Origin of the sequence: Rheinheimera sp. UJ63 (genome assembly GCF_021568285.1) — a bacterium.
Classification (GTDB): domain Bacteria; phylum Pseudomonadota; class Gammaproteobacteria; order Enterobacterales; family Alteromonadaceae; genus Alishewanella; species Alishewanella maricola.
In genome coordinates this window covers 44,039-68,154 of record NZ_JAKGTQ010000001.1, presented here as the reverse complement: position 1 = coordinate 68,154, position 24,116 = coordinate 44,039, and the positions used below count along the sequence as shown (strand labels likewise).

Sequence of the window (24,116 nt, the reverse complement as noted above, 5' to 3'; positions counted from 1 at the left end):
TTCGTAACAGCAGCAGGGAGGCTGCGCAGGCTGAAAGGGCACAGGGAGGTGATGTGCTGCTTTGAGCGAAAAACAGAAATACCTGCCGCATCAAAATGTCTATGCGCATGTCCGCAATAACTTATAAATAAATAACTTTTTCGCCGTTGGCGAGTAACTTTCTTTTGTTTCGCCAAAAGAAAGTCACCAAAGAAAACTCGACCCACGTTGCGGCGAAAGCCCGTTCAATTTTGCCCGCCCAAGGCGACGAGGTAACTCGCTCGGCGCTACCGCCCCTCACTCAAACACCCCTCGTCTTAAAACCTTGGACGTGCAAACTTGCTCGGCTTGCAACGTAATGGGATTAACAGCACAGACACTTCGGATTGATGCGGGGCGAGTTAACAGCGAAGTAAACTTTGGCTGGAGACGTCTTTTTCAGGGATGAAAAAGAGGAGCGTACAAGGATGTATTTAAAGCGTGCTCCAGCCGAAGCTTTACGCAGCGTTTAACGTTTTCGCCGTTGGCGAGTAACTTTCTTTTGTTTCGCCAAAAGAAAGTCACCAAAGAAAATTCGACCCACGTTGCGGCGAAAGCCCGTTCAATTTTGCCCGTCCAAGGCGACGAGGTAACTCGCTCGGCGCTACCGCACCTCACTCAAACACCCCTCGTCTTAAAACCTTGGTCGTACAAACTTGCACGGCTTGCAACGTAATGGGATTTAAAAGCGCATCAGACTTAGGCGTATTTCGGTTTAAAGATTCTTACAGCCAAAAACTGAAAGCGGTCTTTGCTGATTGCCCTGTGAAATGTCTGCAACATTGCACAAACAAGCTATTCAGCTAAGCGAATATCGCTCTGGCTTTTATTCCCCTTAGAGCGAGCCGACTGATCATCGTTGACCAAGGTTTTAAGAAAACGGGTGTTTGAGTGCGGCGACGAAGCATAGCGTCAGTGACGTTTTTGCCTTGGACAGCGCATGAGCAGCCGGGCTTTCGAGCGGAGGTGGGGCATTTTCTTTGGATACTTTCTTTTGGCGACGCAAAAGAAAGTATCTCGCCAACGGCGAAAACGTTAAGGGGCTTGGTATCTGCCCCCGAAGCTATATTAACTTTAACGCAGCAGACAGAAAAGGCAAAAAGCAAGACCTGACCCTTTAGTCCCAGTGCTCCGTTCAACTTTGCCAGAACGCGCCGTGAACCCTTCCCTGGGGGCTCCTGTTTTTCATCCATGAAAAACACGGTTCTGGACAAAGTGAACTTCGCACTTAACGCCTCGTTTTGTTGTTGCCATTAACCCGTATCACCTTGTTAACAAGCTACGCACAAAACAGAGCCGTTAGCGGCATTTGAGCCATTTATCGTATTAGTGCGTATGTCAGTCTGATCAATCTTGACTGAACGCATGGCTACGGCCAGTTTACACAGGTTGTTACTTTTGCAACCTGGTCATGAATACATTAACTAAAAAGATAAGAGACTACTTAATGAATAAATCCATTCTCTCGCTTGCGGTATCGCTGGCCTTATTGGCCGCGCCGATTGCCGCCCAAGATGCCAAGCCTGCTGCTGCCGAAAAAAAAGAACAAACCTACAGCAGCATGATTGCCAACAAAACCGCGATAAACGGTTTATTTACGCTGTATGTTGATGAAAAAACCGGTGAGCATTTAATGATGATCACGGAAGCGCAACTCGACAAACCGTTTTTGTATTTCGCGAAAACGCTGGATGGCGTGACCGATGCAGGGCATTTCCGTGGCTCGTATCGGGGTACTAAGCTGATTGAATTTCGTCGTTACTTTGATCGCATTGATGTGATCAGTAAAACACCACGCTTTTACTTTGACCCAAACAGTGCTTTAGCGCGCGCCGCTGACGCGAATATCAGTGAAGCCGTATTAGCTACGCTGAAAATTGAAAAGCAACAGCAAGATAAGTTTCTAGTTAAAGCCGACAAGCTATTTTTAAGCGAAGACTTAACCAAAGTATCGCCGTGGGCGAACCCGAACGATCCCAACGCCAAAAAACGTTTTAGCCTAGGCAAATTAGACGATAAAAAATCACGTATCGTGCAGCATCGCCCTTACCCGAATAACCTTGATGTCGTCGTAGATTATGTGTTTGCCGACGGCAACCCAGGCGTTCGTGGCAGCAATGCCCTAAGCGATCCGCGCTCTGTTTCTATCAAGTTTCAACATTCTTTTATTGCTTTGCCTGAGAATAACTTTGTGCCGCGTTATGACGATGCGCGCATTGGTTACTTCACCACCCAAGCAGACAATATGACGTCAGAAGATTGGGCGCCGTTTCGGGATGTGATCCATCGTTGGGATCTGCAGAAAAAAGATCCGTCAGCGGCGGTATCTGAGCCTGTTAAACCGATCGTTTGGTGGATTGAGAACACCACACCTGTAGAGTGGCGCGACACTGTCAGAGACGGTGTATTAGCATGGAACAGTGCTTTTGAAAAGGCCGGGATTAAAAACGCCATTGAAGTGCGTATCCAGCCGGATGATGCCGATTGGGATGCGGGTGATATTAACTACAACGTATTACGTTGGACCTCGTCACCACAGCCACCTTTTGGCGGTTATGGCCCGTCGTTAGCTAACCCGTTAACAGGCGAGATCTTAGGCGCCGACATCATGCTTGAATACGTGTTTATGAAAAACCGCTGGATCTTCGACAAGCTGTTTACTGAAGGTGGCACAGCGCAACTGGCAACAGAAGAAAGCCAGCACCAGCATGCCGATGGTTTGTACTGCTCAGCCGGGCACCAACTGCAAGAAAGTTTTATTTTGGCCAAAAGCTTAGGTAATGGCCTTGATATTGACCAAAACGACATTATGCGCCAAGGCCTAATGGAGTTAATTTTGCACGAAGTAGGCCATACACTGGGGTTAAACCACAACATGCGCGCTTCTAACTTGTGGAATGCCAAAGAAGTGCATGACAAGAGCAAAACCCAAGGGATTTTAACCGGCTCGGTGATGGACTACACGCCAATCAATGTTGCGCCCATTGGTATGGCACAAGGCGACTTCTTCCAAGTAAAACCCGGCCCTTATGATGATTGGGCCATTGAGTTTGGCTACAGCGCCGCGTTAAGTGATCCTGCAGCAGAGCAAGCGCGTTTAGAGAAAATCTTAGCGCGTTCAGTTGAGCCTGCTTTAGCTTTTGGTAACGATGCGGATGATATGCGCACGCCAGGGCGACACATTGATCCACGCGTGATGATTGGCGATATGTCTTCAGAGCCTGTTGTTTATGCGGCCGATCGCATGCGTTTGTTAGAGAAAATGATGGCAGAGCTATCAACTACCGCTGTTACCGAAGGCGACTCTTACCAGCGTTTACTCACTTCAGCGAACATGCTGTTTGGCCAATACCGCAGCCAAGCCGGTGTGGTATCGCGGCAAATTGGTGGGGTTTATGTTGAGCGTAATGTCGCGGGTGCCCCTACCGACAAGCAGCCTTTAACACCAGTGCCATTAGCGCAGCAACAAGCTGCGATGAAGTTACTGAGCGAAAAAGTGTTTGCGCCGGATGTATTAGCGGTAATGCAGCCGTTATACAGCCAGTTATTACAGCAACGTCGGGGCTTCACGCACAGCGGTCGTAACTTAGATCCTAAAGCGCATGAGATGATCTTAGGCATGCAAAAGTCGGTGCTAGATCACATCCTGCACAAAGCCGTGTTACAGCGTATTTCTGACTCAGCACTTTATGGTAATGAGTACAGCTTAACGCGCTTTATGAAAGATCTGACCGACAGTATCTTCGTTGACCCACGTAAAGCCACTTCAGTAAGTCATAACCTGCAAGTGGAATATGTGAAACGGCTGATTGCCGCTGCCGGTTTAGAAAAACCAAGCGACTATGACAATCTGGCGAAAGCGGCCGCCTTGTTGCAGTTGAATAACATTCAAGCCAGCAAGTTACCGCGAAGCGCGGATGATGCCGCAAAAGCACAAAAAGCCTTAATCGATCTGATGATCAGCAAGGCGCTGCAAAGCTAAGTGAACCGTTAGCGAGAGCAAACACGGCCTAACCCCGATGTGGGTTAGGCCGTTTCATGCGTTAATTAAGAGGGCTACGTTACTCAGATAAATTGCTTGGTAATAAATAACCGACACCGCGTACGGTTTTAATCAGCTCTGGCTGCAGTTTTTTGCGTAAGTTATGAATATGCACTTCAATGGCGTTACTTTCGTTATCACCATCCCAACCGACACTGAGCTCTTCTAGATGCTGGCGCGTTAAAATTTGATCTTTATGCTGCAAAAAATCTTGTAATAACAAAAACTCGCGGCGCGTTAAGTTAACCGCTTGCCCGGCAAAGTCGCAGCTATGATTGGCTAAATCTAACGATACTTTCCCTACCGTCAGTACATCGTGTCGCCGCGTGCTTTGCCGACGCATCAGCACACGGATCCGCGCTTCTAGCTCACGCACATCAAAGGGCTTAATCATATAATCATCTGCCCCAGCATTGAGTAAACTCAGCTTGGTTTCTAGCTGGTCCAAGGCGGTCAGCACCAATACCGGTAAGGTATGCTTTTGTGAGCGTAATTTATCTAAAACGGTTTTAGAAAAGCCATCAGGTAAGCCTAAATCGAGAATAATTAAGTCAAATTCGCTATGATTAATCGCTTGTAATGCCTGGTTACCGGTTTGGCAGTGTTCCAATTGATAACCGGCTTTGCTTAGCGCCGTGACAATACCTTGCGCTAATAATTTATCATCTTCGACTAATAACAAACGCATCGGCTTGCTCCTGCTGCTGGCTAATTCTGCCAAGACATTCATATTATTCACTTAAGATAGGCTTAACGAGGTCTCGCTACAAGCGAGAACCCGTGCTTGCCGTTTTTATATTGGCGAATGAAACACACTATAAAACGCTTGGCGTGTTATTTAGCCTTTTTTTGTTGCGCGAGGCTTAAGGCTTGCATTATTTCTTGGCGACGGCCGAGATCGGCTTGCTCACGGCCGGGTCTATCTGGTGCCGCCAGCGCTTTTTCAAAGGCGGCTATGGCGGCTTGATAGTCTTTTTGTTGCAGTAAAAAATCACCGTAAAAATAGTTAGCATCAATACCGTTAGGGTTAACCGCCAGGCCTTTGAGTAAATATTCACGGGCTTTTTTATCGCTGCCAAAGCCAACAGGCCAGCCAGGCACTTGATAATACAATGAGCCTAAGCTGGTATAAGCCGAGCCATCTAAGGCATTGGCATCCAGCTCAATGGCTTGTTCAAACAAGCTGCGCGCCGCTTTCACTTCACTGAGTGCAGATAAACCGCCCACGGCGCCGGCATAGGTTGAGCGAATAATCCCTTCCCAAATAAGATAATTCGCATCATTAGCGTGTTCGGCACGGGCGGCGCTGGCTGCAGTTAATAACGCTTGATAAGCGCTTTCTTGCTGCTTACCGGTTTGTTGATATTTAATCTCGGCCCAACGCTGTTGCAGCTGTGGTAACTCAATTCCGTAACTGGTCGCGCTGAATAACAAGGCGCTGCTTAACAAGGTACTCACGAGTAAAGATTGATAAGTGTTCATAAAGCCTCTCCTGTCGTCAGCGCTTGGCTGACGTTTTGTTTTGCAAAGCGTTTAATCACCGGTAATTGACCAGTAATGGCGTTATCGACCACCCCTGGCAATACAGCATTGATGCGGATAAACAGTTTTTCCGGATAACCTAAATCTTGATCGTGCATGTGTGCTGCTTGCAGTTGCCGCAGTATTTGGCTGGCAACCCACTGGGGGCTATCGGCCTTGACCTTTAATTGCTGATTCATTTGCTGCATCGCCGCGCTGTTCATCTCGGTTTGGGTGGCGCGAGGCGCGATATGACAAATTTGACGTGGGCTATCGGCCCACTCACGGCGGAGTGCTTGAGCAAAACTGCGCAGGCCCGCCTTACTGGCACCATAGGCGGCAAAACCGGGATAACCGATGGCGCCTAAGCTTGAGCCAATATACAGTAAGCGCGCATCGGCACTTAATCGCGGCAATAAGCTTTGTGTTAGCTGCATTGGCGCCAGTAAATTGGTATTAATTAGCTGGCTTAGCTGCTCTGCACTTTGATCGCCCAGTAAAGCAAAGTGGTTAGTGCCGGCAGCAAACACCACAGCATCTAATGGCTCTGTGCCTAAGCGCTCTAGCAGGTGCTGTCGACCGGCGCTACTGGTAAGATCAGCGATGACAATATGCGCTGGCCGACTGAGTTTAGCGGCTAAGGCCTGAAGTGCAGCTACGTTTCTACCGGTTAACCAGAGTGTTGCTCCTGCTTGGTCCAGTTGCTGTGCTAAAGCCTGACCAATCCCGCCACTGGCACCGGTTAATAAGACGGCTTTAGCCTGCAATGTCATGCGGCCTCCTGCTGCGATGGCGCGTTTTCGATACTGCGAAAGATATTGCCATACAACTGATAAAATACTTTTGCGGCATGAATGATGGCAGCTTGATCAGCGCTATCGGTAATGGTGTCCATTAATTTTTCAAAAAACGTCAGATGTTCAATATCCAAGCTGCCGTGTGAACGCAGATAACTAAAGGCTTTATTCGGTAAGCCCAATTGCTGTTGAATAATGTCTGCTGCTTGCGTGGCCAAATTAACACTGGTGCCTTCTAGCACTAATACCATACCGAAAAACGCTAACGGATTTTTGCGCAGCACGGTGTCGTAGGCATAAGCCACCATTAACTCGGTTGCTAGGCGGGGCTGGCCATGTCGAACGCTTTCTTTGTCCACACCACAGGCGGCAACATCGTTTAACACCCACTCTTGATGGCCTAATTCTTCCTCAATATATTCGGCAATGGCTTCGCGATAATATTCTTGGTCGCTACGCAGTCTGCTGCCTACAGCCATCAACAAGGGCACAGTATGCTTAACGTGATGGTAGGCTTCGGTTAAAAACGCCTGATACTCAGCCAAATTAAAGCTTTGAGCCGCTAAACAGCGCTGGATCAGCGGTGCGGATAACAGGTATTGCCGCTCATTGCTGGTTTGTGCCATTAGTGTGTTAAAAAAACTCATAAGTTAACTCCTCTTTGGCAGCGACTGCCATAATGGTGGGAATAAGCGGATCGGGTTGTTGCTGATATAGCTGCTCAATGGCGGTTTGATACTGCTCAATAATCGGCTGGCGGCGCAATCGGCCATTGGCGGTTAATTGCTGATTCGCTTGGGTAAATGGGGTGTTTATCACCAATACCGTTCGCAGGCGCGCATAATCAGGTAATTGCGTATTAAGTTGGCTTAATTGCTGTTGTAAAGTCTGTTTGCTGGCATTGGCGCGAAGTGTCAGCACCACACTTAACCAAGGCTTGGCATCTCCTAGCACCATCGCCTGAGCAATGGCGGGGCAACTTTGTAATTCGGCTTCGAGCCATTCTGGCGAAATATTTCGACCATAACTGCTGATCAGCAGATGTTTGCTGCGCCCTTGGATCACCAAATAGCCGTCTTCATCCAGATAACCCAGATCGCCGGTATCTAACCACGCCTCTGGATCGCGTGGCATCTCACCAAGGTAACCACTAAAAAGCTGGCCATTCACTTCAATATGTTGCTGACGCACACGCACAGCAACATGGGGCAGGGGTTTACCCGCACTGTTTTGACGTTGTTGCTGCGGTAAATTTAACGCGACCACAGAGCCCGCTTCCGATAAACCATAACCTTGAAAAATTGGTAACTTCAGCGCTGCCGCCTGAGTTAACAAAGCTTTGGCACAATGCGCACCGCCTACGGCGATAAAGCGAAAGGTGCGGCTTAGCTCAGGATGCTGCCGGCAGATCAGCAGTAACGCTTGTAACAGCTGCGGCGTTAAAATCAAACTGGCTGGCCGATATTGCAATAAGCTGGCAATAAAGGTCGGCAAATCTAAACCCGAGCTGCCAGCCAGGCCGGTTTTAGCGGCGCTAAGCATTAAAACACGCTGCCCTAAACGCAGCGGCAAATACACGCCTGCAACGTTTTCTAATAAAGTGGCCAACGGCAATAAGCAATAATGCAGCTGAGGCGCAGCGCTAAACTGCTCGGCTAAAGCCTGTTGTAAGCCATCGCAGGTGGCGGCTTGTTGTTGCCAGCTTAAGCATACGCCCTTCGGGGTTGAGGTAGTGCCCGAGGTAAAAGTAATTTTGCCACTGCTGATCGGCATGCTGGCAGCATGATGTTCGACCGGGTTAAGGCGCTTTGCCCATAAGCCGTCAATAACCGTTGGCTGACTTTGTTCAGTGGCTTGTGTTTGCAGTAATAATTCAACACCGGCTTCAGCCAACATAAATTGTTGCTGCTGAGCAGAGAAAAACACCGGTACAGGGATGGCAATTTTATTCGCTTGTGCCAATGCCAGATCGGCAATGACCCAGGCGATACTGTTATCACCACTGATCGCAATGCGTTGATACGGCGAGGCGACTAGCCACGCACTGAGGATCGATACTTGCAAAGCCAACTCATGATAACTGAGTTGCTGTTCGCCATCGTCTAAAGCGATGCGATCGGCAAATTGCAGCAACTGAGCATGCGACACGGGCACGGTATTAAGCATAAGAGTGCTCCAATAGGTTAAGTTCGGTACTGATCTGTGTAATTTGCTCGGAAAATAGCCGTTTGATCAGCTGATAGCGGGTGAGTTGTTGCGCACTGGCTATCGCCGGCAACGCATGCCCTGCCATAACGGTAGGTTGTTTTTGATAATAGCGGCCCCAGCCTGTGGGGTTGTCGGCTAATTTGCTCACATCGGCGGGGGCCAAAGCCAGCGGTTGATAATGCAATTTACTCAATAAGGACTGCACTTCACGGGTCGCGGTAAAGGCGATCCATTGGTAAGGCGATGCAGCGATCAGTTCACTTAACACCACCATTAGTAACAAACTGCTGCCACTGCGACTGGCGACCAAATTACCCACTTCTAAAATATGTTGGCGTGGAACCTCAATTTGCTGTTGAGCACTTAATACCTGTTCAATCGGTGCCGGTAAATATTGCTCTAAAAACAAGGGTTGCGAAGCGGCGGCAGTTAAACCCACCACGGCGGTTAATTGCCCGGCGCAGTGCAAGCTTAGTAGCACCGGCATAAAAAAATTGATGTCGGCTTGATGGTGCTGTCGAAATTGCTGTTGAATAAACTGTTCTATCTCAGTGCGATCAGCGCTGTGCCTTGTATGCAGTGTCAATTTACTGCTTTGCAGCGCCAAACAATCGCCAAAAAAAGGGCGGGGCAAAGCGTTAAGCGCAGCGAACTGAGTCATAAGGTGGCCTTAGTAAAGCAAACTGTGACCAATTTAAATGCCGAACCTTAAGACTTTATTAAGACAGCACCCAAGTAGGATCATTTAATACTGAAAGGTAAAAAATTAACGGGATTTAACAGCGATACCCATGAAAGCGAGCCATTTTCGTATATTTGACGTACCTAATGCTTTATGATTAGGCTTTTACAGCAGCTAAAGCAAAAAAAGTGATACTAGTGAGCACTTTAGCGCTAAGCAATTTTACACGAGGCTATTTTGACGCACGCAGCAGTGGCAGAGCGGTTACCTAGTGCCAAAGAATTATGGTTTTTACCACTGGGTGGCTGTGGTGAAATTGGCATGAACCTGAATTTATACGGTCATGACGGTCAATGGTTGATGGTCGATTGTGGTGTAACTTTTTACAACCCGCTGCAGCCTACCACGCAAACATTAACCGCTGAAGTGCAGGCTGCTGATCCTGCCTTTATTAGTCAGCAGCGCGAACGACTTTGCGCCATTATTATTACGCATGCGCATGAAGATCATATTGGTGCCTTGCCGTACTTATGGCCACGCTTGCAAGCGCCCGTGTATTGCACGCCCTTTGCCGCAGAAATTTTACGCCGCAAAATTGCTCGCTCGGGTTTATCAGCAGATATGCCCATTATTGAAATACCGCCCGGCGGCACCTGTCATTGTGGGCCTTTTGTTATCAATTGGCTGAATATCACCCATTCTATTCCAGAGCCGCAGGCACTGCTGATCACCACTGCCGCCGGTAAAGTGTTTCATACCGCCGATTGGAAAATGGATGCGGCACCGATTTTAGGCCGAGCCTTTAAACCGCAAGTGTTTAAACGCTTAGCCAAACAGGGCATTACTGCAATGGTGTGTGATTCAACCAATGCCTTAAAAAGTGGTTTTTCGTTATCTGAAACGGCCTGTTACCAAGCCTTATTAACGGTGATCCAACCGTTTAAACGACGAGTGGTGGTGACCGGTTTTAGTAGCAATATCGGCCGTTTAATCAGCTTAGGGCGCATCGCCAAGCAAAGCGGCCGTTATTTAGCGCTATTTGGCCGCGCCATGGAGAACATGGTGGGCGCGGCGCGGCAATGTGGCTTTTGGCCAGAAGATATTCCACTGATTGCCAACGAGCATGTGGGCTTTTTACCGCCCGAGGAAGTGCTAGTGGTCGCCACCGGCAGTCAAGGCGAGCCTAAAGCCGCTTTAACCAAGTTAGCAGAAGATCGGCATCGGCAATTATTATTAGAGCCTGACGACTTGGTGATTTTCAGTGCCATGCTGATCCCCGGTAATGAAATGCTGATTTCTCGAATGGTCGATAAATTAAAAGCCAAAAAAGTGCAGGTGTTACAACAAGCCGATACCTTATTGCCCATCCATGTATCTGGGCATCCCAACCAAGGTGAGCTGGATCTCCTCTATCGTTATGTACAACCCGAGATTGCCGTGCCGGTGCACGGTGAAGCCGCGCATATGCAAGCGAATGCCCAAGTTGCAAAGCTCGCGGGGGTGCGCCAACAATTGCTTGGGCAAAATGGCGATTTATTTATCCTAGCGCCACAGCGTCGTTGCGTAGCGGGTTTTGCCCATGCGGGTCGAGTGGCAATTAATAACTAAATATCATTTATTTGTTTGTGTCTTAAACCAAGATAAACGGGCCATACCGCAACCACAAAGGTCAAGCTGCCTTTGTGTTTTGTTATACTTCACAAAAAAGCCATTGCACTGTGGCTAACACAGCGTTATTTTGCGCTATCAGCTTGTGCTAGAGGCCTAATTTAACCTTGATGCCGCAAACTCTCAGTCAAAAGGAAGCACAATGCAGCGCGTAGCGGTGGCTCAATTATTCGACGGTGCAAATTGGCATCATAATGTAGAAGTGCTGTTAGCGCAGGGGCGGATCAGTCAGATCCAAGCGGCGAGTGGTCAGGTGTTAGCCGGGATGTTAGTGCCAGGCTTTATCGATTTGCAGGTTAACGGCGGTGGCGGCGCTTTATTTAATACCGCGCCTACCAGCGAAACTTTGCACACCATGGTACAAGCGCATGCTCAGTTTGGTACTACCGCTATGCTACCGACGGTGATCACCGACAGTTTAAACGTGATGCAACAGGCCGCTACGACCATTGCTGCCGCGCTAAGCCAGCAACAAGCGGGCATTTTGGGCGTCCATTTTGAAGGGCCTCATTTATCGGTGCCAAAAAAAGGCGTGCATCCGCAGCAACATATTCGTGCTTTAACGGCCGCTGAGCTGGCGCTTTATCAGCGTTCAGATTTAGGATGTCGTTTACTCACCGTGGCTCCTGAAAATGTCTCTCCAGAACAAATTCAAGCATTAAAAGCCAGTGGAAGCCATGTTTGGCTCGGCCATTCTAATGCCGATGCCGCCACAGTGCAGCAGGCACTGCAAGCCGGGGCCAATGGCTTTACCCATTTATACAATGCGATGTCAGCCTTTACTTCGCGCCAACCTGGTATGGTGGGCGTAGCACTAACGGATGCCGATAGTTGGTGTGGCATTATTCTCGACGGCTTACATATCGATGCCATTGCCGCAAAACTGGCGTTATTAGCCAAGCCGACGGGTAAAGTGTTGTTGGTCACCGATGCGATGTCGCCGGTGGGCACGTCTGAAAGCGAATTTGCTTTTTTTGACGGTGTAGTGCGCCGCGAAGGCAATAAGCTGACCAATGAAGCGGGCGCGTTAGCCGGTTCCGTATTAGATATGGCATCGGCGGTGCGTTATGCCGTGACAACATTGGGTGTGGCATTGGATGAAGCGCTGCGCATGGCGTCGCTTTATCCGGCGCAAGCGCTGGGGATCGAGCAGCAATATGGTCATTTGCTGCCAGGTTATCGGGCCGATTTCACCTTACTGAATGACGATATAGAGGTAGAAGGCTGCTGGATCGCGGGGCAGGCTCATTATTTAAAAACTAAAAACTAAAAACTAAAAACTAACCTTTATACAGCTGGCAGGAAATATGATGGATAAGTCTTTGCGCGCACCCTCGACCGTTTCAACGCTAGGCCCAATGTTGATTATCGGCATCTTGTTCTTTGTGTTTGGTTTTGTCACCTGGCTTAATGGTGCGCTGATCCCCTTTTTACAAATTGTTTGTCAGCTAAACGAGTTTCAAGCCTTTTTTGTTACCACCGCCTTTTATATTGCCTACACGGTAATGGCCTTACCCATGTCATTTTTATTAAATCTATTGGGTTATAAAAAGAGTATGTTGGCGGGCTTACTGATTATGGCCGTTGGCGCTTTATTATTTATTCCTGCGGCACAAAGCGCCTGGTATCCGTTATTTTTATTCGCGTTATTTACCCTGGGTACCGGCTTAACCATTTTACAAACGGCAACAAACCCTTATATCGTTTGTATTGGCCCACGTGAAAGTGCCGCTATGCGCATCAGTATTATGGGTATTGTTAACAAGGCCGCCGGTATTATTGTGCCGTTTGTGTTTGCCTCTATGGTGCTGAGTAATATCGATCAATTCTCTGCCGAAGCCTTGGCTAAATTGTCTGAGGTAGAACAGCAAGTGCAATTGGCTACGTTATCAGAGCGCTTAGTGCTGCCTTATCTTTATATGACGGGCGCATTACTGCTATTAGCGTTCTTTATCGGTTTTGCCCCCTTACCTGAATTACCCGCCAGCGAGACCGCGACTCAGCGCGACAGCAATCATTTACGTGCAGTATTGGCTAAGCCACAGTTGGTATTTGGGGTGCTGGCATTGTTTTGTTATGTCGGGGTAGAGGTGATTGCCGGTGATACCATTGCACTTTATGGTAAGCATTTAGCGGTTGGGCATTTCGGTGTGTTAACGTCTTATACCATGAGTTTTATGGTGCTGGGCTATGTGCTAGGCGTGGTATTGATCCCACGCTGGTTAAGCCAAGCTCGCGCTTTACAAATCTCAGCATTAAGCGGAATTGGCTTTAGTTTGGGGGTGATCTTTGCTTCAACTGATAGCCAGTGGTTATCGAGCGTGCTGATTGGCTGGTTAGGTTTTGCCACCGTGCCTGACTCAGTAATGTTTTTAGCCTTGTTAGGTTTAGCCAATGCGTTAGTCTGGCCAGCCGTGTGGCCTCTGGCTTTAGAAGGTTTAGGTAAATTAACGGCGACAGGCTCAGCGCTATTGATTATGGGCATCGCGGGTGGGGCGGTGTTGCCGTTAACTTATGGTTACTTGGCGGAGCAAAGTGGCAGTAACCAACAAGCGTATTGGTTATTACTGCCTTGTTATGTGTTTATCTTATTTTATGCCTTTAAAGGCCATAAGTGGCGACAGTGGGCCGCCCGTTAACGGATGCTGGCAACTAATGCTGTCGCTGAAATCGCTGATATAACGCCGCGGTTTCTTTGGCAATATGCCGATAAAATGCTTGGTGCTGTAGCGCTGAGGCCGCTGCTTCATCAACCACAATAATGGCTTGTGGGTGGAGTTGTAAGGCGGAAGCGGGGCAAACTGCACTCAGCGGCCCCTCAACTAAAGCCTGCACGGCTGGCGCTTTCGCACTGCCAGTGGCAAGTAGCATAATCTTCTTTGCTTCTAAAATCGTGCCAATACCCATCGTGATTGACAAATGCGGTTGATACTCGCCTGCTTTAAAAAAACGCGCATTGTCGGCAATGGTTTGTGCGGTTAACGTTTTAATTCGAGTGCGCGACTGTAATGAGGACGTCGGTTCATTAAAGCCAATATGACCATTACGGCCTAACCCTAATAACTGCAAATCAATACCGCCTGCAGACAGAATAAGCTGCTCATAATCCATGCAGGCTTGCCAAGGATCCGCCGCTGCGCCCAGCGGCACATGCGTATGTTCAGGGTTTATATCGATATGCGCAAACAACTGTTGCTGCATAAAAGCACGATAACTTTGCGGGTGTTCGGGCGCTAAACCGAGGTATTCATCTAGGTTGAAGGTTTTAACCTGAGCAAAGGATAATTCTGCAGCCTGATAAGCCGCAATGAGGCGTTGATATAATGCCAACGGTGTCGAGCCGGTGGCTAAACCTAACACTGAGTTAGGTTTTTTGGTTATCTGCTGTTTAAACACCTTGGCGCCATAGTCAGCTACGGCGGCGCCATCCGCTAAAATCACCACGTGCATGGCGGTATTCCTAAAAAACATTAAGGTGATTAATGTAGCAGGTTTTGACTAGGGCTTGTTGACGTTTGTAAGACCGTTTCGACCGTTTTAGCGCTTCACACACACAAACAGCGCATTACCGCTTTGCGTGTCCCAGGGTTGGATACGTTGATAATCATGCTCTAACACATGCACTTCAAAATAAGGTGCAAGCAGCGCCAGTAATTCAGTAAAACTCACGGCCACCATGGTATGGCTGTCTTGCCATTGCTCGGTGTGCCCTGCGGTTTCTCGGCTGATCTGTAAATTAAGCGCTTGTTGCTCACCTTGCCCAGAGTAATACCACGACGAGGCAAAGGTAAAACGACTTTGCTGATACTCACTGCTATGTGAAGCGGATAATTGATTGCTTATGCGATCTTTATCAACCGCATTAAAACAAAACACACCGCCAGGGCGTAATGCTTGGCTTACGTGACGTAAGCAGCTTTGTAAACCGGCTAGGCTGGCGCTGTAATGAATGGAGTAAAGTAAACAAGTGATCAAATCGACTGGCTCGGCCAGCTGAAAGTGACACAGATCTTGTTGCATAAACTGCGCTTCCGGGCAACGAATGGCAGCCAGATCGAGCATCGGCTGATTCAAATCTAACCCGGTACACTGATAACCCTGTTGCAGTAAATGCCAAATGTGCGGCGCGGTGCCACAGGCCAAATCCACATGCTGTTTACCACCATTACCAAATAACCCGGCGATGCGAGCGATAGCTTGGCTTTGCTGTTGATAATTAATATCGGCACAAAGCACATCGTAATAAGCCGATAAATCTGTGTAGAGCACATTGGACGAAATCATTAATCGCCGCCTCGGCAAGAAAAGGTGGCGCATAATATAGTAGTTTTGCTGTTTGGCAAAGTGATGATGTGCTTAAATACTGCACAAAAATGCTTATGATATAAATGCTGAAATACTTTATTAGAGCAAGGCTGTTTTTTTATTAGCAAAAACAAGCAGAGTCACTTATGCTTTTTTATGCATATTATCTATACAAGGAAAGGTATTTTGACTAACAACACCACTTCACATCAATGGCGTTTTTTCCGCTCAGGCGGCTTTGACCAAGTCTCCATTGAAACCGCCGCCGATTTACTCCACTTAGGCGAACTTAATCCAAAACTTTGGACCGTACTGAATTGCCCGACTACGGGCTTAGAGTTTGATGAACGCACCTTGGCACTGATGGACAATGATGGCGATGGCCAGATCCGCGTGCCTGAAATTCTTAGCGCAGTAAGCTGGAGTTGTCAGCGGTTAACCGATGCCAGCTTAATGTTTGCTCAGCCAGGATTACCGCTCGCCAGTATTTCTAAAGCGGATGCTGAAGGCGAGGGCATTTATCATGCTGCCGAAAAAGTCATGGCCTATTTGCAGATCCCGGCCGAACAGCCGATTCAAGTTACGGACTTAACCAACACCAGCCAATTGTTTTCACCTAATCACTGCAATGGTGATGGCGTGATCATGCCAGAGTTAACGCCTGATGCAGCACTACAGCAATGTATTGCTGAGATCATCAGTACACAAGGTGGCGTGGCCGATCGCAGTGGTGGCATGGGCGTCACACAGGATACCGTCACCAGCTTTTGGGCACAGCTACAAGCCGTGCAAGACTGGCATGCGGCCTATACTAATGAACAAGGTTTACTGTGCCCGCTAGCAGAAAACACCGCGGCGGCCGTAGCGGTATTTGAGCAAGTGCAAGCGAAAATTGACGACTACTTTGTGCGTTGCCAACTTGCCGCCTTTGATGGCCGTGCCAGTGATAATTTAAACCCGTTAACGTCTATGTACGACGGCCTAGCCAATCGGGTTATTGCCGAGCAAGACAGTGATATTGCCTCATTACCCTTATCTGAAATTGCTGCGGATCGGGCTTTACCATTAGTAGATGGCATTAACCCAGCATGGCAAACACAAATTGCTGCGCTAACCAGCAGCGTATTACAGCCTTTGTTAGGTGACGATTACGCTGAATTAAACCACGCCGATTGGCGCAAGGTATCCGCTCAACTGGCGGCTTGGCGTAATTGGCAAGCCGCGCGCCCGGCTACTGCGGTGCATGACTTAGGTTTAGATCGCATTAATGAACTGCTAGCCAGTGATTTTAAAGCGCAATTAGAACAACTCATCGCCGATGATTTAGCCGCGAGTACCTTTGCCGATAACTTATTAGCGCTGGAAAAGCTAACGCGTTATCAACAAAACCTCGTGACCTTACTGCGCAACTTCGTGACTTTTAGCGATTTTTATCACGGCGATTCAAAAGCGATCTTCCAAGCGGGTACGCTTTACTTGGATCAACGTAGCTGTGAATTAGTGATGCGGGTAGCCGATCCAGCGCGACACGCCTCTATGGCACCTTTTAGCGGCTGTTATTTGGTGTACTGCACCTGTGTGCGCCAAGGTGAAAAACCCATCAATATTGTTGCGGCACTGACTAACGGTGACGTTGATGAACTCATGGTGCCAGGTCGTAACGGTATTTTCTATGATCGCCAAGGCCGAGATTGGCGTGCCAGTGTCACCAAGGTGGTGGCGCAACCGGTCAGTATTCCGCAAGCGTTTTGGTCACCGTATCGTCGTATGGCGGCCTTTATTGAATCGCAAGTGCAAAAGTTTGCCGCCTCGCGGGATAAAGATATCGAAAGCAAAACCAATAGCGGCGCTGCTTCACCTACTGCGGTGGCCAGTAGCTTTGATATTGCGAAGTTTGCCGGTATCTTTGCCGCTATCGGTTTAGCCTTAGGCGCTTTAGGTACCGCTTTAGCTGCGGTGGTTGCCGGTTTGTTCTCGTTAGTATGGTGGCAAGTGCCGATAGTGCTGGCGGCTGTGATGTTGCTGATTTCAACACCATCGATGATTTTGGCCTATCTAACATTGCGTCGGCGTAATGTGGGGCCACTACTCGATGCTAACGGCTGGGCGGTGAACACTCGCGCGAAAATCAATGTACCCTTTGGTGCAGCCTTAACGGGTGTCGCGAAACTCCCCGCTGGCGCGAAACGCAGCTTGAATGATCCCTATGCAGAAAAACGCAGCCCATGGCGTTTACCGATACTGTTGCTGTGCTTAGCCGGAGCAGCTTGGTTAGGTTGGTGGCACTTCTTTAGCTAGTACGCCACGTTTTAGCATGAAAGCCCAATGTGGCTTTCATGCTAATCAGTAACGATAACCGGTTTATTTTTAAAACAAATTTTAGAGGTTATGCACGGTAGAAGTTATGGCTGCCTCTAAGCAAGTCTAAGATAAATATCAACAGCAACACTGTGGTAATAGGAAATTTCACAGATAATGTGCAGTAATGAGCTTAGGGCTGATTAAAGGGAGACGCTGTGCAAATATTGCATTGTCATTGCAGTAAAGTCATAGCTTTAGCTAAGGTCGTTATAATTTAGCAAACTAAAGCTGCGCACTTTGCATGCGGTTTTTGATAATACGATCGATGACTGTTACTCAGGCTCGCTGTTGCGTAAGTCATACAATTTATACTTTTCAATTAATGAATACAGCGTTGGCCGAGTAATGCCTAAGATATCTGCTGTTTTAGTTAAATTGCTATCGGCTAATAAGTAGGCTTGGCGGATGCCATCTGATTCTGCTTGCTCGCGAATTTGTCGAAGCGTTTGCATATTACCGTGGTTTCCTGGGGCTACTAAGCCTAAATCATCGGCATTAATCAGTTTAGAATCTGCCATGATCACCGCAGACTTCACTTTGTTCTGTAATTCACGAATATTACCAGGCCAACTGTGCGCGAGCATGGCTTTCGTGGCGCAATCGGTAAAGCCTTGCACCTGCGAGTTGTATTCTTCATTAAAACGCGCTAACAAGGCGTTCGCAATGATCATAATGTCATGGCCGCGCTGGCGTAGCGGGGGAATACGCAACACAATTTCACTAACGCGATAATACAAATCTTCCCGGAAGGTTTGGTTGGCTACCATTTCTTGTAAGTCACGGTGCGTAGCGCAAATAACCCGTACATCCACTTCAATTTCACTGCGGCCACCAACACGTTCAATTACCCGCTCTTGCAAAAAACGCAGCATTTTTGCTTGCAAGCTCAAAGGCATATCACCAATCTCGTCGAGCAATAAGGTACCGCCGTTGGCACATTCTATTTTACCAACCGTGGTTTTTACTGCGCCGGTAAATGCGCCTTTTTCATAACCAAACAACTCGCTCTCAAGCAAATTTTCAGGAATAGAAGCGCAGTTAATGGCAATAAAAGGTTTATCAACGCGAGGGCTTTGTTTATGAATGGCGCGAGCAAATACTTCTTTACCGGTGCCGCTTTCGCCTTGCAGTAAAGTAGTAATTTCGGTGGGGGCAATTTTTTCGACTGTACGACAAGCTTTTTGCATGGCCTCACTGTTACCCAGAATATCGGCTTGCTGTTGGCTACTGGCTTTTAGGGCTTTATTTTCGTTTTCCAGCTCAGTCAGTTTGAAGGCGCGTTGTAAAATGATGTTCAGCACATCGGCATCAATTGGCTTTTGGTAATAATCGTAGGCACCCAATGCAATAGCTTGCAGTGCATGGTTATTATCGGTACTACCGGTCAACACGATCACCTTAGTATCGGGTAGCGCGGTCAGTATTTCAGTTAAACAAGCTAATCCTTCCGTGGCATTGGCGGGATCGGGCGGTAAGCCTAAGTCAAGCGTAACTACTGCCGGTTCATAGCGACGTAGTTGCGTCATCGCTTGTGGCCTATCCGACGCAAACACTAATTCGTAATCACTTAGGCTCCACTTTAATTGTTTTTGGATGCCAAGATCATCTTCAATAACTAATACCGTATTTAATGCCATGCCAATCCCTTTACAGTCCTTGTGCCAACAATGCGCGTGTTGGTTCTAATAATGGCTCCGAGTGTAACGGAAGTTGAATGCTAAAGGTAGTTCCTTTGCCGAGGGTGCTTGTCACCTGAATTGTGCCGCCGGCTTGTTCAATAAATACCTGTGCATCATAAACGCCAATCCCCATTCCCGCATTGCCTTTGGTGGTATCAAAGGGTTTGAATAAACGCTTCTCAATAAAGTCGGCACTCATGCCGCTACCGCTATCTTCAAGGGTGATGTGTAGATGGTTAGCTTGACGGTTGAGTACCAGCTTGATCATGCCATTTGACGGTGTGGCATGCTGGGCGTTGTCGAGTAGGTGAAACATCACATTAGCAAAACGGTCTTGGTCTAATTTTAGCTCGCTGTCGTTGATAATGTCTACTTGCGGTACGGGTAACTTGCCCGAACAGCGTTCGTTAATCACTTGGGTTAATACTTTCCCCACAGAAAAACTGCGCTGAGGTTGCTCTTTACTGTGCTTATTGGTGAGCTGTAACAGCATATGATCTAAGCGCTGCTGCATGGCTTCCAACGTAATAAAGCTATCATCGATAAACTCGGGGTTATGCTTATGTTTTTGGGCATTTCGTAGCAGCAAGTCTAATTGCGCTTTAACGTTCTTTAAGTCATGTACAACAAAAGCCGACATCCGACTAAAAGCAATAAACTGCGCATTTTCACTGAGTTTGTCACTGTGCTGCATCAATAACAGTAAGGCAGTAACTTGTTCTGACACCAATGACAAATAATCACGTAATTCCCAGTTAAGACGTAGCTTAGTGTCGCTGTCAGTTTGCATAATACACACCCCCCACAGACCATCTTTGGTGCGGATCGGCAATATCAGTTGCAGCTGTAAACTCTCAGGCGCTAAACCCTCAGTCAGTTTGCCTTGTGGCTCTCGCAAATCGACTTGCCAATTCTGATTGGCATACAGCGTAAAATAGCGTTGTAGAAGCGTTTGCTCTGCGTCGGTAAGCGCATTACGCTGTTGCAACGCCAAGGTTTTTAATTCGCCTTGTGCGCGATACTGCACTATGGCGCCTTGCGTATAATTAATGCTTGCTAGCCAAACGCGCAGTAATTTCTGATGGCGATCATGGTGGCTAATATCAATTTGTTTTAAACCACTGGTCAGCGTTAACCACTGCTCACGGTAATCAAAGCGGTTGGCAAAAAAATGTTTCTCAATAAACACTTTAATGCGCCGGCGCAAGGTGCCCGATAACACCAATAACAACAACAGCGCAAAACCCAGCACAATAAAACTGGTTTGCAGTAGCTCAGACCATGAACCACCAAAGTAACGTAAATAAAAACCAGTGATGGCCAGCAAACACAGGTACAAACCCGCCGCTAGCACCAAGCTACTTTGCAGCACAATATCACGTGAGATATACACATTGATGCCCCAAGCTTCAATGCGCCGAATAGAGATGGTGAGTACCGGCACTAGCAAGGCAAACACAAAGCCCCGCGCTTGCCAAAGCTGGGTATCAATGCGAGCGAATAGCGCCGACTCAGCTAACAAGACAAAGTCAAAAACAATGCCTGTGGCAAGGGCAATTAATAATGGTTTGAATTGCCAGCGCTCAGAGCTACCAGAGCGCCGGTAAAGAGCTTCCAGTAAGGCTAAGGCCAGAACACATAAGCCAAGATAGCCGGTGTAAAGCAAACTGGCAGACAATTGCAGCCATAAACATGCGGCGAGCCAGCCGAACAAAACGCCAATAATGAGTAAGCTGTAATTTTTAAAAATAAAATCTTTAATAGTTTTATGCGGGCGCAGTGCAGCGAGTAAAAACAGCAATAACAACAATTGCCGCAACACTTCTAGGGTATGAGATACCGCGCTGTTGTAAGGTAAAGTATCTTGGATGGCATAAAACAGCGCCCAGACAAAACTACTTAAAATAAACGCCAATAACAAACTTTTCGGCACATTACGGCTGCGCGTGGTTAAAACCAGTAATGATAAGGCCAAATAGGCGAGGGCGGCTATCGCAAAACCAATACGTTCCGGTGAGAAGCTTTCCCAAAAAGCCATTTAAGGGGTTTCCACCTGTAACAGCTTCAAGTAACGCACCGGGATAGCATAAGAGATCGCACTGGGATCACTTAACACCGCTTCGCGAGTACTTTTAATATGCACTGAGTTAATAATACCAATCACTTCGCCGCTTTCCGGCAAAAATAATGGGCTGCCACTATTGCCTGGATATGCCATTGCATCTAGCTGATAAACCAGAAACGGCTCGTTTAAACGCCGGATGGCCGCGGCATGTAATTGCGCAGAGTTATCGGCGGGGATGGCAATAGGCGTATGCGCAGCAACAATACCGCGATGGGTTGCGGGGTATAATCCTAATACTTGGGTGATCGGAAAACCCGTAAACGCAATGTCAGTGCCATCAGCAATCAACGTGTTTTGTTTCACAAGCGTTAATGAGGGCAGGCTATCTGCAATGGTTAAGATAGCAAGATCATGTGCTATCGACTTTTTCTGAGTGAGTACTTTATGCTGCTTAACCTCTGTTCCTTGACCGGATAACACTACATAGTGCTCCTGTTTTTGGCTATCCAATAGACCAGCAATTACATGATAATTCGTAACGACTTGATTACCCGGTTGTATGACAAAGCCAGTGCCTATGAGTTTCGTCCGTGGCGCAGCAGTGGGGTTGTAAATGCCAATAGCAACAATTGAGGGTTTAATTTTACTTAATGTCGCTTGCAGGTCATTTTGATGTGCTGTTAATGGAGAAACACTAATTAATATTAGTAAAAATGAAAAAAAAGCTCGCATATCATTTGCCTACCTTAGCTTATTCCTTTGAATTGTATTAATCTTAAACCATAGGTTTTAAAAATGCGCGTAAAAAAGCTATTTAAGATTAGGTATTAGCTTTAAAACTGTTTTAATGAAAAAGTTAAACTAGTTGAGTTGCCTTCAGCTTAACTAAAGCTCGACTGTGAGTAAAATAGCTACAGAGGAATGTATGAAAGGGCTTAGAGATTTAGCAGACAATCCAATAATCGGCGGCGTTGTAAAGAAAGCGATGTCTAAAATCGCCAGTAATGACGCTAAGTTAATTGCTGAACATTTTTCACAGTATCTTCGCCCTCAAATTGCTGTAACAGAAGAGTTAAAGCGAGGCGTTTATCGTTTACGACATCAGGTATATTGTGAAGAATTGGGTTTTGAAGATATTAAAGATAGTTACGAAGAAGTCGATGAATTCGATGAAAGGTCGGTGCACTGTTTAATTCGCCACCTTAGTTCAGAGCAACTTGCCGGTACAGTCAGGGTCATTAAATGTTCAGATAAAGACGATCTTTTGCCAATTGAGAAGTATTGCAGTCACGCTTTTGAAAATAGCGACTTAATACCAAAGAACTTTCCAAGAGAGTCAATTTGCGAAATATCACGTCTGGCTGTCCCTGCCAACTTTAGAAAACGTACCATTGATAAATTTAAAGGCGCTGCAACAGGTGCTATTAATGAATCGGTATTTTCTGAAAGTGAATTACGTTGTTTTCCTTACATAGCGATATGTCTGTATATGGCGGCAACGTCTATGGCTATTCAAGCTAACCGTTATCATGGTTTTGTTATGATGGAGCCACGTTTAGCCAGAAGTTTAAGTTTTGTGGGTATCTCTTTTCAGCAGATTGGAAAATTAATCGATTTTCACGGGCCAAGAGCACCATTTTATATTGACGGTAGACAACTAAAAGAAAGTTTAAGCCCTGGCTATATAAAACTATTAAGCATTATCGAGCAGGATTTAATGCTATCAGGCAACTTGACAGACAATAGTGACGTATCGCAACAGCAAGATTTTGAAACCTCTCCCCTGTTATTTGCGCCTTAAAACAGGTCAATTACATTTTAAAGAGTGCAATTATGTTTAATTATTACAATGCCTTTTCTCGAAATATCGGTTGGTTAACTGAAGCCGAACAACAACAACTGAAAGAAACCAAGGTTGCTGTGGGGGGACTGGGTGGTGTTGGTGGCGATCATTCGATAGTCTGTGCCCGTCTTGGTATTTCCAATTTTCATATCGCCGATATGGACACCTACGATTATGCCAACTTTAATCGGCAAGCCGGTGCCAATATTGATACGGTGGGTGTAGATAAATCAAAAGTTATTACTGACACCATCATGAAAATAAACCCGGAAGCATCGGTTAAAAACTTCCACAAAGGCATTTCAACAGAAAACCTTGATGAGTTTTTACAGGGTGTCGACGTCTATATCGATAGCCTTGATATTTTTGCTTTAGACATTAGAAGAGCCGTATTCAAAAGATGTCGAGAGCTCGGGATCCCTGCCATTACCGCTGCGCCAATGGGTATGGGTACCGCCATGTTGATCTTTACAGCAACCAGTATGTCATTTGAAGATTATTTTTGTTTTGTTGATGCAAAACCATCCAACACGGAAGCTGAAGTAAAACAGATTTTTGAAGACAATATTATCAGGTTTATTATCGGTGTATCACCATCAATGCAGCAGCGACATTATTTGATGGATAATACACGCGTTAACATCATGGCAGAAAAAGTGCCTTCAGTATGCCCTGGTATATCACTGGCAGCCGGCGTGCTATGTTCTAACGTACTAAAATTAGTACTCAAACGTGGTGGGTTGATTCAAGCGCCAAGAGGCCTGCATTTTGATGCTTATCGTAACTGCCTAATTAAAACCTGGCGTCCTTTTGGTAATAAAAACCCGATACAACGCTGGATGTTTAATAAAATTAAAGCACTGTTAAAACAGCAAGCTAGTTAAGGTTTTAGCAACTGTTCGGCTATTATAGCCCTATCTCGCGCTT

The 24,116-nt window shown here is 47.0% G+C and carries 18 protein-coding genes; 7 read left to right on the top strand and 11 right to left on the bottom strand.

What is annotated here, in order from left to right:
* The first annotated feature begins 1,465 nt into the window (after positions 1–1,465).
* A complete protein-coding gene (locus tag L1N97_RS00300; RefSeq protein WP_236128479.1) occupies positions 1,466–4,000 on the top strand; it encodes a zinc-dependent metalloprotease in 2,535 nt (844 codons plus the stop codon).
* A 79-nt stretch (positions 4,001–4,079) separates the two neighbouring features.
* On the opposite strand, the gene L1N97_RS00295 is transcribed toward L1N97_RS00300, so the two are convergent.
* The 6 genes from L1N97_RS00295 to L1N97_RS00270 form a co-directional block, all read right to left on the bottom strand.
* Complete coding sequence (locus L1N97_RS00295; protein WP_229585082.1) at positions 4,080–4,748, bottom strand: response regulator; 669 nt, start codon at positions 4,746–4,748, stop codon at positions 4,080–4,082.
* A 146-nt stretch (positions 4,749–4,894) separates the two neighbouring features.
* Complete coding sequence (locus tag L1N97_RS00290) at positions 4,895–5,542, bottom strand: tetratricopeptide repeat protein (RefSeq protein WP_236128478.1); 648 nt, start codon at positions 5,540–5,542, stop codon at positions 4,895–4,897.
* Positions 5,539–6,354: an SDR family oxidoreductase gene (locus L1N97_RS00285; protein WP_236128477.1), complete on the bottom strand. Its 816-nt coding sequence runs from the start codon at positions 6,352–6,354 to the stop codon at positions 5,539–5,541. Before L1N97_RS00285 ends, L1N97_RS00290 begins: the two co-directional genes overlap by 4 nt.
* Positions 6,351–7,025 carry a TenA family transcriptional regulator gene (locus L1N97_RS00280; protein WP_236128476.1) on the bottom strand — a complete coding sequence of 225 codons (675 nt, stop codon included), beginning with the start codon at positions 7,023–7,025 and terminating at the stop codon, positions 6,351–6,353. Before L1N97_RS00280 ends, L1N97_RS00285 begins: the two co-directional genes overlap by 4 nt.
* Positions 7,012–8,544, bottom strand: a complete 1,533-nt coding sequence (locus L1N97_RS00275) for an AMP-binding protein (RefSeq protein WP_236128475.1) — start codon at positions 8,542–8,544, stop codon at positions 7,012–7,014. The genes L1N97_RS00280 and L1N97_RS00275 overlap by 14 nt, the downstream gene beginning before the upstream one ends.
* Positions 8,537–9,247: a thermostable hemolysin gene (locus tag L1N97_RS00270; RefSeq protein WP_236128474.1), complete on the bottom strand. Its 711-nt coding sequence runs from the start codon at positions 9,245–9,247 to the stop codon at positions 8,537–8,539. The genes L1N97_RS00275 and L1N97_RS00270 overlap by 8 nt, the downstream gene beginning before the upstream one ends.
* Positions 9,248–9,505: 258 nt before the next feature.
* Between L1N97_RS00270 and L1N97_RS00265 the strand changes: the two genes are divergently transcribed.
* The 3 genes from L1N97_RS00265 to L1N97_RS00255 all read left to right on the top strand — a co-directional run bounded on the left by L1N97_RS00265 (position 9,506) and on the right by L1N97_RS00255 (position 13,575).
* The gene (locus L1N97_RS00265) at positions 9,506–10,876 is read left to right on the top strand and encodes a ribonuclease J (RefSeq protein ID WP_236128473.1); all 1,371 of its coding nucleotides are present in this window, start codon (positions 9,506–9,508) and stop codon (positions 10,874–10,876) included.
* Between the two features lie 202 nt (positions 10,877–11,078).
* Positions 11,079–12,206 (top strand): N-acetylglucosamine-6-phosphate deacetylase, encoded by a 1,128-nt coding sequence (gene nagA / locus L1N97_RS00260; protein WP_236128472.1) that lies wholly within the window; start codon positions 11,079–11,081, stop codon positions 12,204–12,206.
* 40 nt (positions 12,207–12,246) lie between these two features.
* Positions 12,247–13,575 carry a sugar MFS transporter gene (locus tag L1N97_RS00255; protein WP_236128471.1) on the top strand — a complete coding sequence of 443 codons (1,329 nt, stop codon included), beginning with the start codon at positions 12,247–12,249 and terminating at the stop codon, positions 13,573–13,575.
* 13 nt (positions 13,576–13,588) lie between these two features.
* Here the strand turns inward: L1N97_RS00255 and nagB are convergent, their stop codons facing one another.
* Together nagB and L1N97_RS00245 are read right to left on the bottom strand one after the other, a co-directional pair.
* Entirely contained in the window at positions 13,589–14,386 is a 798-nt protein-coding gene (gene nagB / locus L1N97_RS00250) for a glucosamine-6-phosphate deaminase (RefSeq protein ID WP_236128470.1), read from the bottom strand.
* 87 nt (positions 14,387–14,473) lie between these two features.
* Positions 14,474–15,220, bottom strand: a complete 747-nt coding sequence (locus L1N97_RS00245) for a class I SAM-dependent DNA methyltransferase (protein WP_268964481.1) — start codon at positions 15,218–15,220, stop codon at positions 14,474–14,476.
* Between the two features lie 207 nt (positions 15,221–15,427).
* Here L1N97_RS00245 and L1N97_RS00240 point away from each other — a divergent pair, with 207 nt between their 5' ends.
* Positions 15,428–17,539, top strand: a complete 2,112-nt coding sequence (locus L1N97_RS00240; protein ID WP_236128469.1) for a hypothetical protein — start codon at positions 15,428–15,430, stop codon at positions 17,537–17,539.
* A gap of 335 nt (positions 17,540–17,874) precedes the next feature.
* On the opposite strand, the gene prsR is transcribed toward L1N97_RS00240, so the two are convergent.
* From prsR to L1N97_RS00225, 3 genes are read right to left on the bottom strand one after another with little or no spacing between them, the layout of a single operon-like run.
* Positions 17,875–19,239 (bottom strand): PEP-CTERM-box response regulator transcription factor, encoded by a 1,365-nt coding sequence (prsR, locus tag L1N97_RS00235; protein WP_236128468.1) that lies wholly within the window; start codon positions 19,237–19,239, stop codon positions 17,875–17,877.
* A 10-nt stretch (positions 19,240–19,249) separates the two neighbouring features.
* Entirely contained in the window at positions 19,250–21,319 is a 2,070-nt protein-coding gene (gene prsK / locus L1N97_RS00230; RefSeq protein WP_236128467.1) for an XrtA/PEP-CTERM system histidine kinase PrsK, read from the bottom strand.
* Complete coding sequence (locus tag L1N97_RS00225) at positions 21,320–22,078, bottom strand: S1 family peptidase (RefSeq protein ID WP_236128466.1); 759 nt, start codon at positions 22,076–22,078, stop codon at positions 21,320–21,322.
* A 166-nt stretch (positions 22,079–22,244) separates the two neighbouring features.
* Between L1N97_RS00225 and L1N97_RS00220 the strand changes: the two genes are divergently transcribed.
* Both L1N97_RS00220 and L1N97_RS00215 read left to right on the top strand, forming a co-directional pair.
* A complete protein-coding gene (locus L1N97_RS00220; protein WP_236128465.1) occupies positions 22,245–23,147 on the top strand; it encodes a PEP-CTERM/exosortase system-associated acyltransferase in 903 nt (300 codons plus the stop codon).
* Between the two features lie 32 nt (positions 23,148–23,179).
* The gene (locus tag L1N97_RS00215) at positions 23,180–24,073 is read left to right on the top strand and encodes a ThiF family adenylyltransferase (RefSeq protein WP_236128464.1); all 894 of its coding nucleotides are present in this window, start codon (positions 23,180–23,182) and stop codon (positions 24,071–24,073) included.
* The last annotated feature ends 43 nt before the right edge of the window (positions 24,074–24,116 follow it).